Annotated in this window: 10 protein-coding genes; 3 read left to right on the forward strand and 7 right to left on the reverse strand. The window is 56.1% G+C overall.

Annotated elements, in window-relative coordinates:
- Positions 1–43 precede the first annotated feature (43 nt).
- Genes araH through ACETPC_RS08455 form a run of 3 tightly spaced genes read right to left on the reverse strand, consistent with a single transcriptional unit; the run spans position 44 to position 3581 of the window.
- Positions 44–1024: an L-arabinose ABC transporter permease AraH gene (gene araH / locus ACETPC_RS08445; protein ID WP_380180432.1), complete on the reverse strand. Its 981-nt coding sequence runs from the start codon at positions 1022–1024 to the stop codon at positions 44–46.
- Between the two features lie 15 nt (positions 1025–1039).
- Positions 1040–2554: an L-arabinose ABC transporter ATP-binding protein AraG gene (gene araG / locus ACETPC_RS08450; RefSeq protein WP_380180434.1), complete on the reverse strand. Its 1515-nt coding sequence runs from the start codon at positions 2552–2554 to the stop codon at positions 1040–1042.
- A gap of 43 nt (positions 2555–2597) precedes the next feature.
- Positions 2598–3581, reverse strand: coding sequence for an arabinose ABC transporter substrate-binding protein (locus ACETPC_RS08455; RefSeq protein WP_380180436.1), 984 nt, complete (start codon positions 3579–3581; stop codon positions 2598–2600).
- Positions 3582–3935: 354 nt separating this feature from the next.
- On the opposite strand from ACETPC_RS08455, the gene ACETPC_RS08460 reads away from it, so the two are divergent.
- Together ACETPC_RS08460 and araA are read left to right on the forward strand one after the other, a co-directional pair.
- Positions 3936–5618 (forward strand): ribulokinase, encoded by a 1683-nt coding sequence (locus ACETPC_RS08460; protein WP_380180438.1) that lies wholly within the window; start codon positions 3936–3938, stop codon positions 5616–5618.
- 9 nt (positions 5619–5627) lie between these two features.
- Positions 5628–7133 (forward strand): L-arabinose isomerase, encoded by a 1506-nt coding sequence (araA, locus tag ACETPC_RS08465; RefSeq protein ID WP_380180440.1) that lies wholly within the window; start codon positions 5628–5630, stop codon positions 7131–7133.
- A gap of 663 nt (positions 7134–7796) precedes the next feature.
- Here the strand turns inward: araA and yjfF are convergent.
- The 4 genes from yjfF to ytfQ are packed head-to-tail and all read right to left on the reverse strand — an operon-like array spanning position 7797 to position 12305.
- On the reverse strand, positions 7797–8780 hold the full coding sequence (gene yjfF / locus ACETPC_RS08470; protein WP_380180442.1) for a galactofuranose ABC transporter, permease protein YjfF: 984 nt from the start codon (positions 8778–8780) through the stop codon (positions 7797–7799).
- Positions 8773–9789 (reverse strand): galactofuranose ABC transporter, ATP-binding protein YtfT, encoded by a 1017-nt coding sequence (gene ytfT / locus ACETPC_RS08475; protein WP_380180444.1) that lies wholly within the window; start codon positions 9787–9789, stop codon positions 8773–8775. The genes yjfF and ytfT overlap by 8 nt, the downstream gene beginning before the upstream one ends.
- A complete protein-coding gene (gene ytfR / locus ACETPC_RS08480) occupies positions 9782–11302 on the reverse strand; it encodes a galactofuranose ABC transporter, ATP-binding protein YtfR (RefSeq protein WP_380180446.1) in 1521 nt (506 codons plus the stop codon). Before ytfR ends, ytfT begins: the two co-directional genes overlap by 8 nt.
- Before the next feature lie 46 nt (positions 11303–11348).
- Positions 11349–12305: a galactofuranose ABC transporter, galactofuranose-binding protein YtfQ gene (ytfQ, locus tag ACETPC_RS08485; RefSeq protein WP_380180447.1), complete on the reverse strand. Its 957-nt coding sequence runs from the start codon at positions 12303–12305 to the stop codon at positions 11349–11351.
- 525 nt (positions 12306–12830) lie between these two features.
- Here ytfQ and ydgT point away from each other — a divergent pair.
- Positions 12831–13046, forward strand: a complete 216-nt coding sequence (gene ydgT / locus ACETPC_RS08490) for a transcription modulator YdgT (RefSeq protein WP_125290112.1) — start codon at positions 12831–12833, stop codon at positions 13044–13046.
- Positions 13047–13290 lie beyond the last annotated feature (244 nt).

Consider the following 13290-nt stretch of genomic DNA (forward strand, 5'->3'; position numbering starts at 1 on the left):
TGGATTGCGCTACCGGTGCCAGACGATGATACATAACGCCTCCTCAGGCCGTTTTGGCTTTCTGTTTATAACGGTCGAAAATCACCGCTGCCAACAATATCAGACCGCGAACCACATACTGTGAGAACGGCGAGATGTTCAGTAAATTCATCGCGTTTTCTACCGTGCCCAAAATCAGCACGCCCGCGACCACGTAAGAGATTTTGCCGATGCCGCCCTTCAGCGAGACGCCGCCCAGCACGCAGGCGGAGATCACAATCAGCTCGTAGCCCAGCGAAGTCATCGGCTGGCCGCTGGTCATGCGTGAAGCCAGGATAATGCCCGCCGCGGCGGAAACCAGCCCGGAAAGGATAAAGATAATAATGCGCGTACGTACCACAGGTACGCCAGCCAGACGAGCCGCCTCTTCGTTGCCGCCGATAGCCAACGTATTGCGGCCAAAGGTAGTTTTATTCAGCAAAAAGCCAAAGATCAGCAGCGTGCCTATGGTCAACCACACCGGCGCAGGTACGCCCAGCCAGCTTGCATAGCCCAGCGCGAAGAAACGTTCGTCTTCAATGCCCACCGCTTTGCCGTCAGAGAAAATATAGGCCAGTCCGCGTACAATTTGCATGGTCGCCAGCGTAGTAATCAGCGCGTTGATTTTGAGTTTCGCAATCACAAAGCCGTTCACGAAGCCGCAGACAACGCCCAGCAACAAACCGGCGGCAATGCCGATCCACAGGCTTTCGGTCATATTGATCACCACGGCCGTGGTAACGCCCGCACAGGCGATAACCGAGGCTACAGAGAGATCGAAGTCGCCGGAAGCCAGGCAGAACAGCATGCCGCAGGCGACCATGCCGGACATCGACATCGCCAGGCCCAGCCCTTTCATATTGATCAGCGTGCCGAAGTTCGGCACGAAGATCGTGCAGCCGATAAAAAGCACCGCAAAGACCACCAGCATGCCGAAATTGTCCCAGATACGGCTCAGGTTAACGCGCTGCCTCGGCGGCGTGGCGGAAGAAGTTGTTAAAGACATGATTGGTTCCTCAGGTCAGGCTACGTGTTGGGTGGTTTTCGGCATGGCAAGCGCCAGCGTCAGGGCTTCGGTGGCTTCCTGATGGCTCAGCTCGCCCGCGATAGCGCCTTCGCGCATCACAAGAATGCGATCGGCCAGCCCCATGACTTCCGGTAAATCGCTGGAGGCGAACAGCACCGCAATGCCCTCTTCCGCCAGCGCATAGATCAGACGATAAATTTCGTTTTTCGCGCCCACATCGATGCCGCGCGTCGGTTCGTCCAGCAGGATCACTTTCATCTCTTCCGACAGCCAGCGGCCCAGAATTGCCTTCTGCTGGTTGCCGCCGGAAAGGTTCATAATCAGCTGGTCGGCGCCGGGCGTCTTGATGTTTAGCGAGCGGATATGGCTGGCAGCGTTTTTACTTTCCCACTGATTGTCGATCAGACAACCTGCTGTCAGGTTATTGCGCCGCGCGCTGATATTGATATTGTCGCGTACGGAGTGTACTGCAATGATGCCATCCGCCTTACGATCCTCCGGGCAGAGCAAAATTCCGGCACGAATTGCATCTGAAGGTTCGCGAATACTCAGCTTTTTGCCGTCGAGCAGCACTTCGCCGCTGCTGATACGCGTGCCGCCGAACAGCCCTTTTAGCAGTTCGCTGCGTCCTGCGCCGACCAGGCCAAACAGCCCAACGATTTCGCCCGCGCGAACTTCCAGAGAAATCGGCGTACGGACGCCTTTAGCCTGCACGTTATCCAGTTTCAGGCGGACTTCGCCGGTTTTACGCGGCGCATAGCCATAGATATCGCCGATTTCGCGGCCAACCATCGCCTGCACCAGTTCGTCATGGCTGGTGGCGGCTACATCCGAAAAAGTACGCACGTAGCGCCCATCTTTAAACACTGTAATGGCATCGCTGAGCGCGAAGATTTCTTCCATGCGGTGCGACACATAGAGCACTACTCTGCCCTCGTCGCGTAGCTGGCGGATAACGCGGAACAGATGCTCGATTTCACGGGCGGAAAGCGAACTGGTTGGCTCGTCGAAAGCGATAACTTTAGCGTTGCGCGCCAGCGCCTTTGCAATCTCCACCATCTGCCACTGTCCCAGCGACAGAGATTTCAGCGGCGTATCCGGATCGATATCCATGCCTAAATTTTTCAGCTGTAATCCCGCCTCATAGCGCAGTAGCGAACGATTAACAAAGCCTGCGCGCTGTGGAAGCTGGCCCAGATAGATGTTTTCCGCCACCGACATTTCCGGCACCAGGTGCAGCTCCTGATAAATAATGGCGACGCCCGCGTTCAGTGCATCAAGCGTATTGGTAAAATTAACCGGCTGGCCTTTTAGCCGGATTTCGCCGCTGGTGGGCTGATAGCTGCCGCTCAGGATCTTCAGCAGCGTCGATTTGCCCGCGCCGTTTTCGCCCATCAGCGCATGTACCTGGCCTGCGGCGCAGTCGAAGCTGATATCCGTCAGCGCCTTAACGCCGGGAAAGGTTTTCGCGATATTGTGAAAGCTCAGATACGGGGATGCCATGGTCATTCCTCGCTATAGAAAATGGGGCCGGACAACGGCCCCGCTCCGACTACATCAGGCCTTTTTTCGCCAGTTCGGTTTTAAAATTTTCACGGGTGATCAGCACCACGTCGGTGACTTCGGTAAACTTCGGCGGCTCTGCATCTTTAGTTACCCAGTCATGCAGCATCTGGATGCTTTTATAGCCGTGCACGTCCGGGCTTGGCAGCAGCGAGCCGTAAAAGCCGGTGGCCTGGCCTTTCGACAATTCGCTAACCGCGTCCACGCCGTTAATGCCGATGCCGATTACGTCCGGCGCTTTGAATCCCTGGCCTTCAGTAGCGCGCACGCCGCCGAGCACGGTATTGTCATTCATCCCGACGATCAGCCAGTGTTTGACTTCCGGATGCTGAACCAGCAGCGAGTTGCCTGCGTCGAACGCACCAGGGATATCGTTGGATTTGGTTGGCACTTTATAAATTTGCGCTTCCGGGAAGCCAGCCGCCTTTAACGCATCAACGGAACCACTGGTGCGGCGGCGCGCCGTATCAAGCTCGTCTGCGGTAATGGCCATCACGCCGGTTTCTTTCTCGTTCCAGCCGCGCTTTTTCATCTCCTTATAGAGTTCCTGTCCCTGACGCTCGCCGATTTTGGTCGCCGCCATCATTACCAGCGGCACCGTTTCCATCGGCTTGCCTTTGGCCGTCACAAACTGATCGTCCACGGCAATCACTTTCAGATCGTAGCTGCGGGCTTTCGCCACTATGGCCGAACCCAGCTTGGGATCCGGCGTGCAGATAACAAAACCTTTTGCGCCGCTGGCGGCCAGGCTATCGATAGCATTAAGGGTTTTTTCGCCGTCGGGCACGGCAATTTTGATCACCTCAAAACCCAGCTCCTTGCCGGCCTTATCGGCGAATTTCCATTCGGTCTGGAACCAGGGTTCTTCCGGCTGTTTCACCAGAAAACCGAGTTTCATGGTCTCGGCGATAGCCGAATGTGACATAACGGCGGCGAGGCCAGCGATGGCTAACGCCTTAGTGAATTTATGCATGAGGCTCTCCGGCTCAGTGCCCGCTTTTGGCGGTTTAATGTAAACGGTATCAATTTGCTCCTGGCTCGCTGCAACGCCAGCGTATTCGGCATTCACGCAGACTACAGACGCCGATAAGCGCTAGTTGTAATGGTAAAGATGCGGCGAAAGGGAGAGCGCTATCACACCCTGAACTTTTAGCTATTTGATCCATATATTCAGCAAAATTAACACAAATCAAACATTTGAAGCCGGTCACAAAACGCTGCGCAACGGCAGAAAAGTGCATATTTGCAGCGGCCGAAAGCCTAACCGCCAGCCGCGCGATTTCTTAGGGTAGAGCTAACTTTTTTCATTGACCGCCCGGAGAAAAAAATGCACCTGGACGCCATTACTATCGGTCTGGACTTTGGCAGTGATTCCGTACGCGCGCTGGCAGTGGAATGCGCCAGCGGCAAAGAGCTGCAAACTGGCGTCGTCGCCTATCCGCGCTGGCAGGCTGGCCTTTATAGCCAGAGCCGCCTTAATCAGTTCCGTCATCACCCGCAGGACTATATCGACGCTTTCGAACAGGCAATACGTGACGTTGTCACTAAGCTAACGCCTGCGCAGCGGCAAAATATCGTTGGCATCGGCGTGGATTCCACCGGTTCTACGCCGGCGCCCATAGATCGGGAAGGCAATGTGCTGGCGCTGCGCCCGGAGTTTGCTGAAAACCCTAACGCCATGTTTGTGCTGTGGAAGGATCATACGGCCATCAAAGAGGCGGAAGAAATTACTGCGCTTTGCCATAGCGGACGCTTTGAAGACTACGCGCGCTTTATTGGCGGCACCTACTCTTCGGAGTGGTTCTGGGCAAAGATTTTGCACGTCAGCCGTGAGGATAAGGCGGTACGGGAAGCAGCGGTCGCCTGGGTCGAGCTTTGCGACTGGGTACCTGCCCTGCTCAGCGGTACTACCGCGCCGGAAGCAATCCGCCGTGGCCGCTGCGCCGCCGGTCACAAATCGTTGTGGCATCCGGCCTGGGGCGGCCTGCCCGGCGCAGATTTTTTCAATGCGCTGGATCCGCTGCTGACGGAACATCTGAATACGCCAATGTTTCGCGAAACCTGGACGGCGGAACAGCCCGTTGGTCAAATCACTAAAGAATGGGCGGCGCGTCTGGGCTTGCCGGAAAGCGTAATGATTTCCGGCGGCGAGTTCGACTGCCATATGGGCGCGGTCGGAGCGGGCGCCACGCCTTATACGCTGGTGAAAGTGATCGGTACTTCAACCTGCGACATCCTGATTGCCGATGTCGATCGGGTCGGCGACCGCGCCATCGAAGGGATCTGCGGCCAGGTCAACGGCAGCGTGGTGCCAGATATGATCGGTCTGGAAGCGGGCCAGTCGGCCTTTGGCGATATGTATGCCTGGTTTAGCCGCCTGCTTAGCTGGCCGCTGGCGCTGGCCGCCGAAAAAAATCCTCAGCTCCAGGCAGAATTAGCGCTGGCGCAAAAAAATCTGCTGAACGACCTGACCAAAGCCTGGGCGGCAGATCCTCAGCTGGAGCATTTGCCGGTGGTGCTGGACTGGTTTAATGGCCGCCGCACGCCTTTTGCCAACCAGCGTCTGAAAGGCGTGATTACCGATCTCAATCTCGGCACCGATGCGCCTGCGCTGTTTGGCGGCTTTATCGCCGCCACGGCCTTTGGCGCGCGCGCCATTATGGAGTGCTTCGAACGCCAGCAAATTCCGGTAGAGAACATTCTGACCCTCGGCGGCATCGCCCGTAAATCCCCGGCCATTATGCAAGTCTGCTGCGACGTGATGAATCGTCCACTGGATATCGTCAGCTCCGATGAATGCTGCGCGCTTGGCGCGGCGATCTTTGCCGCCGTGGCCGCTGGCGTCTATGCCGATGTGCCTGCCGCCCAGCAAAAAATGGCCAGCCCGATCGCCGTTACCCTGCAGCCTGACGCCAGCCGCGTCGGGCGCTATCAGCAGCTCTATCAGCGTTACCTTCAATGGTGCGAAGTGGCCGAACCGCAGTTCGCCCCGCGCCAGCTAAACAGTTAAGGAGAAAGTATGGCTCAGCTCAATGCGCTCAGCGTCTGGTTTGTGATTGGTACTCAACATCTCTACGGCGCCGAGACGCTTCGCCAGGTGGAGCAACATGCTCAGCAGGTAGTGGACGGGCTTAACCGCGAAGGCAATTTGCCGTTCAGGCTTCAGCTAAAGCCGCTGGTGAAAAGCCCGGACGAGGCGCTGGCCCTCTGCCGTGAGGCAAACTATGCCGAAGAGTGCTTAGGCATCATTACCTGGCTACACACCTTCTCACCCGCCAAAATGTGGATTGGCGGCCTGTCGGTGCTGAATAAACCGCTGCTGCAATTCCATACCCAGTTCAATGCGGAGATCCCGTGGGACAGTATGGATATGGATTTTATGAACCTGAACCAGACCGCGCATGGCGGCCGCGAGTTCGGTTTTATCGGCGCGCGTATGCGTCTGCCGCACAGCGTGATCACCGGCCACTGGCAGGACAAAACCGCGCAGGAGCGCATCGGCAAATGGATGCGCGCCGCTGCGGCTAAACAGGCCAGCGCGCAGCTCAAGGTTGCCCGCTTCGGCGACAATATGCGCGAAGTAGCGGTAACGGAAGGCGATAAGGTTGCGGCGCAAATCCAGTTTGGCTATGCGGTTAACGGCTGGGGCGTGGGCGATCTGGTCGAGGTGATCAACGGCATCAGCGATGGCGACGTTAACGCGCTGATTGATGAATACGAAAGCCTGTATGACTTTACGGCTGCGGCTGCGGTCAACGGCGATAAGCGGCAGAACGTGCTGGACGCAGCCCGCATTGAGCTGGGCATCAAAAGCTTTTTGCAGGCCGAAGGCTGTATGGCTTTTACCACCAACTTCCAGACGCTGCACGGCATGACCCAGCTGCCTGGGCTGGCGGTACAGCGGCTGATGGGCCAGGGCTATGGTTTCGCAGGCGAAGGCGACTGGAAAACCGCCGCGCTGCTGCACATTTTTAAAGTGATGGCGACCGGCCTGCCTGGCGGCACCTCTTTTATGGAGGATTACACCTATCACTTCTCCCCGGGTAATGAACTGGTGCTGGGTTCGCATATGCTGGAGGTCTGCCCTTCCATCGCCAAAGAATCACGCCCGCTGATTGACGTACAGTATCTGGGCATTGGCGGCAAGGCCGATCCGGCACGCATGATTTTTTCCACGCCTGCCGGACGTGCGGTGAATGCCAGCGTGATTGATATGGGCGATCGTTTCCGCCTGCTGGTCAACGTAGTGGATGCCGTTGAGCAGCCGAAGCCGCTGCCGAAACTGCCGGTGGCCCGCGCGCTGTGGCGTGCGCAGCCTTCGCTGGCTACGGCGTCTGAAGCCTGGATCCTCGGCGGTGGCGCACACCATACGGTATTCAGCCAGGCGCTGACGATAGAGGATATGCGCCAGTATGGCGAGATGCATGGCATCGAGGTGCTGGTAATTGACGAAGAGACCACGCTGCACGGCTTTAAGGACGCGCTACGCTGGAACGAAGCTTATTATCGACTGAATCAGCGCTGATCCTTAGCCTGCATTTATAACGCCGCAGCTTATCGCTGCGGCGTTTTTATTTTGCCAGCAGATACGCAATCATAATGAGATGAAAAAAGGCCGGGTGGTATTTTCCCGGCCTTTAGTCCAGTTGTGTTAGCGGCTAAGCGCTTTCACTCACTTGCGTTTCGCAAGGATTAACTCTGTGACCTGTGCGGCGATCTGTAAGACCAGCAGCAAGATCCTAAGCACCAGAAAGATGCAGGCAAGAGTTATCACTGTGACGTTCCCCTTTACAGGCGAGCGCCGCAGCCGGTTAATGCCTTTACCTTCACCCTTAACCGGCTACATCGGGTGTGAGTAGATGTAAGCAGCACTCAGGGCTAAGGCAATCGGATCAGCACCACCTGTTATCCGACGGATGAAATCTGGCGTTTTCCACCCGGCTGCCCCACTCACAACACCTGTATATAATACCAGTAGTTTGTAGCTAATCCAATCAGAATTGTCTAAATGATGGCCCGTTGACGCGGGCAGTAAAAATGGTAATATGGCTTACGTGAGTAGATGTAAGCAGCACTAATTTGAGCGGCCTTCGCCGCTCAGAACGTAAAAAAGCCCGACAACCAATCGGGCTTTTTTACGTCTGTAGTTCAGCATAAAACAGGAGAACCCGGGCGCTCCTGGCCGTCCTCAGCTCAATCTTTTTACTGGCGCATTCTGCTGGCGATCCCAGACCAGGGTCAGGCCCCTTTGCAGCGCGATAAAAGCGAACAGCAGGATACCGATGGCGATTTTCGTCCACCAGGAACTTAGCGTGCCGTCAAAATTGATCCAGGTTTGAATCAGCCCTTGAATCAGCACGCCAAACAATGTGCCGAGCACGGTGCCAACACCGCCAGAAAGCAAGGTGCCGCCAATCACCACGGAAGCAATGGCATCCAGCTCCACGCCCATACCTGCCAGCGCGTAACCAGCCGAGGTATAGATAGAGAAAACAATGCCCGCCAGCGTCGCCAGCGCAGAGGAAAGCATATAGATGCGTACGGTAGCGCTGCGCGTACTGATCCCCATCAGGCGCGCCGAAGTAATATTGCCGCCGAGCGCGTAAACTTCGTTGCCGAAGCGAGTGCGATGCGCCAGCACTATCCCGAAAGCCACTACAGCCAGCATAATCAGCGCCAGCAGGCTCAGCCTGCCGCCGCCGGGAACTTTCCACGCCAGCGACGAGAGCGTGCCGTAAAGAGGATGATCGATAGGGATTGAGCTTTCCGCTAGCAGATAGCTGCTGCCGCGCAGAAAAAACATGCCCGCCAGCGTAATAATAAAAGCGGGAATTTTTAGCGCATCGATCAGCCAGCCCATCAGCGCGCCGAATGCCGCTCCCATCGCCATTACCAGCGCGAAAGCCAGCCAGGGGTCGAGATGAAAATCGCCAATCGCCCGCGCCAGAAAAACACCGGTAAAAGCGATCACCGCGCCTGGCGACAGATCGATGCCGCCAGAAAGGATCACAAAGGTCATGCCCACGGCGATAATGCCCAGAAAAGCGTTATCGGTCAGGATATTGGCGATTACGCGTGTAGAGGCGAAGCCGGGAAACTGCGTCAGGCAAAACAGGTAGCCCGCCACAAAAACCAGCAGCGTAATCATTAACGGCAAGTGACGTTTAATCACGGCGACCTCGCTTAAAGAGTTGCAGAAAAGCAGGCGACTGCAGCAGCAGCACCGCCATTACCACCACGGCTTTCACCACCTGGTTCAGCTCTGGCGGAAAGCCGGAGAGCAGAATGCCGGTATTCATTGCCTGAATAATCAGCGCGCCCAGCAGCGACAGCAGCAGATTAAAGCGACCGCCCAGCAGCGAAGCGCCCCCAATCACTACAGCGAGAATAGCGTCCAGCTCCAGCCATAGCCCGGCATTGTTGGCGTCAGCGCCGCGTATATCCGCCGCCACGATTAGTCCCGCTGTCGCAGCGCACAGGCCGCTAAGGATATAAGTGGTCATAACCACTGCCCAACCGTTCACTCCGGCATTGCGCGCGGCGCGCAGATTGATCCCCACCGCTTCGATAAACATGCCCAACGCGGTCTTTCTCGCCAGCAGCCAGACCAGCACCGCCACCACAACTGTGATCCATACAGGTACAGGCAAAAGCCACAGCGTGCCGCTGCCCAGCCAGGCCAGCGAATCGTTATTGAAGGTAACGATCTGGCCCTCGGTAATCAGTTGCGCCACGCCTCGTCCGGCGACCATCAGGATCAGCGTTGCCACAAAAGGCTGGATTTTCAGCAGCGCCACCAGCACACCATTCCACAAGCCGCACAGCACGCCGCTGCCCAGCGCGGCAAGGATCACAATCGGTAAACTATGACCGGAAACAGTAAGTGTGGCCGCCGTAGCGCCTGCTATCGCCATCACTGCGCCCACCGACAGATCAATACCGCCAGTGGCGATCACCAGCGTCATACCAACAGCGAGTAGCGCAACCGGCGCGGCGCGGTTAAGAATATCTATCGGGCTGCCGAACAGTCGTCCGTCCTGCAGGTGGATAGCAAAGAAATTGTGCGCGACCAGGCTATCTGCCAGCAGTACCAGCATCAGCGCGGCAAGCTGCGGCATGCCTGGCGGCAGCCTGAGTTTGCGTCCGGAGGCGTTTTTTTTCATCAGCTGTGTTTCAGGCATGTTTGCCTCCTGCGGCAATCGCGTTGACCACGGAGGCTACGGAAAGCGCCTCCAGCGGGATCTCCGCGACCTGGCGGCGATCCCGTAAAATAATCACCCTGTCCGCATAGCCGACCAGCTCCTCCAGTTCCGAAGAGATGACCAGCAGCGCCAGACCGTCCGCGCAGAGCGTTTCTATTAGCCGGATGATTTCCGCATGCGCACCGACATCAATGCCGCGCGTCGGCTCATCCAGGATCAGAAACTGCGGCTTCGTCACCAGCCAGCGGGAAAGCAGCACCTTTTGCTGATTGCCGCCGGAGAGCAGCTCTACCGGCCGATCGGCGTGCGGCGTGCGGATCCCCAGACTTTTGATATAGCGCTCGGCAATCTGCTGCTGTTCGCGTTTTTTTATTGGCCGTAGCCAGCCGCGCTGGGCCTGTAACGCCAGAATAATATTCTCCCGCACCGAAGCCGCGCCGATAATACCGTCGGTTTTGCGATCTTCAGGACAGAAGCCTATTCCGGCGCGCGAAGCCTGGGCTGGCGTGCGGATGGCATGTGGTTTTCCCCTGATGAAGGCGCTACCGCTGTCGGCGCTTTTAATGCCGAACAGCAGCTCTGCGGTTTCCGTGCGTCCGGAACCCAGCAGACCGGCGAGGCCAACGGCTTCACCGGGACGAACGCTAAGGCTGAAGGGCTCTATCGTCCCTTTCCTGCCGTATTCTTTAAACTCCACTACCGGCTGATTGCTTTTCAGGGTGCTGCCCGCGCGCTGTAGCGCGGTTTCCAGCAGTTCGCGCCCCAGCATCAGCTTAATCAATTCGATTTGCGGCAGGGCCGCAGTTTCACGCGTGGCGACAAACTGACCGTTGCGCAGCACGGTGATGCGATCGCAAACCTTATAAACCTGATCGAGAAAATGGGTAACGAATATTAACCCCATACCGCGTGCGCGTAGCTGCCGCATCAGCGTAAACAGCATGTCGACTTCGCTGGCATCCAGACTGGCCGTTGGCTCATCCAGAATCAGTACCTGCGCAGAGAGATCCACTGCGCGGCAAATAGCGATAATTTGCTGCATCGCCACCGAATAGTGGCCAAGCGGACGCGTCACATCCAGATCGAAACCGTAGTTGCGCAGCAGCTTTTCAGCTTCTTTGTTCATCCGGCGGCGATCGATCATGCCAAACCGGCGCGGTTCCCGGCCGATAAAAAGGTTATCCGCTACCGACATATTGGGCAGCAAGTTGACCTCCTGGTAGACGGTGCCGATGCCGCTGAGCTGCGCTTCCGCCGTGCTGCGAGGCTCGATATTTTTTCCAGCCAGCGCCACAGCGCCCGCATCGCGGCGATAAACGCCGGTCAGTACTTTTATTAGCGTCGATTTTCCGGCGCCGTTTTCCCCCAGCAGCGCCATAATTTCGCCAGGCTGAATGCTGAAAGAAACATTATCCAGCGCTTTAACGCCGGGAAAACTTTTGCTCAGCCCGCTGATGGCGAGCAGCGGCGGCGAGTGCAAAGAGCTGGTCATAGCAGGCCTCGGGAAAAGGCCGCCCGAGTTGCAGGCGGCGGCGGGATCAGTAACCCATATCTTTTTTCTTCTCCAGCTGTGCCTGAGCATCAGCCGTCAGAAACAGCCTTGATTCCGTTTTAATGATTTTCGGCGGCTGCGTGCCGTCTTTACGGAATTTCTCCAGCGCGTCGAAAGCCGGGCCGGCCATATCGGGCGTCAGCTCGACGTTGGCATTTGCTTCACCAGCCAGCATCGCTTTATAGATATCCGGCACGCCGTCGATCGATCCTGTCAAAATATCTTTTCCCGGCTTAAGCCCCGCTTCTTTAATTGCCTGAATAGCGCCAATCGCCATATCGTCGTTGTGGGCGTAAACCATGCAGATATTTTTGCCGTTGTTTTCCGCTTTGATAAAGCTTTCCATTACCTCTTTGCCCTTGCTGCGGGTAAAGTCTCCCGACTGCGAGCGCACGATTTTGATGCCTGGCGCGTTAGCTATCGCCTCGGCAAAGCCTTTTTTACGATCGATTGCCACGCTGGCGCCAACCGTACCCTGTAGTTCTACTACGTTACAGGGTTTACCAGCCTGTTCTTTTACCAGCCAGTCGCCGATCAGCTTGCCTTCCAGCACGTTATCTGCCGTCACCACGGCCATATAGAGCGATTTATCTTTCACCACGATGGCCCGATCCAGCAGGAACACCGGAATTTTGGCGTCTTTCGCCTCTTCCAGCACCGGTTCCCAGCCGGTCTGCACTACGGGCGCGATAAAGATGGCATCCACGCCCTGGGCGATAAAGGAGCGCACCGCCTTGATCTGGTTCTCCTGTTTTTGCTGGCCATCGGCGATTTTCAGCGTGATGCCGCGCTTCTTCGCCTCGCTTTTCGCCATGCTGGTTTCCGCCGCGCGCCAGCCCGATTCGGAACCGACCTGAGAGAAGCCGACCGTGAGGTTTTCTGCCAGCGCATTGCCGCTTAACGCCGCGCCAACCAGCGTGGTTAAAAGTAAACGTTTCCACATAAAATCTGTTCCTCTGACGGGAGTAATAATCCGGAGTGGTTTGCCGCCTAAGCGTGGCCCAGCCAGCGAAAAACATTTTCGACAATGCTCACAAAATTCAATAATTAAGGCGACACCGTAAAACGAGTGTTAAACGGCGTAAAAGTGGATATGGATTAAATATGCAGGTTGGACGCGGACGGCTTGTTAAATAAGTGTAATAAAGATAGTTATTTACCCCGCAGCCAAATGAAAGCGATTACAAAAACCTGTTTTAATCTGCCATTTACCTGAGCGCGACGCGTGCCGTGGCAAAAGAAGAATTTGTGAGCGGGAACACATTTGGCGCTGCCAGCGATAATCTGATTACTATTCGTTAACATTCAGCCGCTAAATGCGAATTAAAGTCGACAATCCCAGGGGGCAAAATGGGGAAATGACTTACTCTTTATTCTGAATTTACTGCGATTTTGCATTTTCTGCTATAGACAGCGTCCCGGCTGGTCATATACTTGAAACCTCTTAATTCTTATCATAATGGCAACCATGACAGTACAAGATTATCTGTTGAAATTTCGCAAGGTAAGTTCTCCTGACACCCTTGAGAAGCTGTTCGATCACCTCAATTATTCTCTGACCGATAATAAAGAGATTATGGATATGTATCGCGCTGCCGATCATCGGCGAGCCGAGCTGGCATCGGGCGGGCGCCTGTTCGACCTGGGCTGCGTGCCAAAGTCTGTCTGGCATTATGTAGTCTGAGTTCTGTCCCATTTTTCGCCTGTAGCGCAGGCCGGTGATGTGCAAGACCTGACTCGCAAATATTTCAGTAACCAGAACCGGTATTAAGGCGGGCTGCCTTTCGCTGCTGCTCGCCTGCGGTTTCCCCTGAGCTACGCGCTCTCTTTATTGCCAGGCGCGCATAAAGCTGCCAGTACGTTATAATGCCTGCCTTATGAAAATTTTCCGCGCCCTGGCTTTTAAGCGCTTCCGGTGTCGAAAAAGT

The organism is Pantoea sp. sgz302252 (assembly GCF_042610525.1).
GTDB lineage: Bacteria > Pseudomonadota > Gammaproteobacteria > Enterobacterales > Enterobacteriaceae > Erwinia.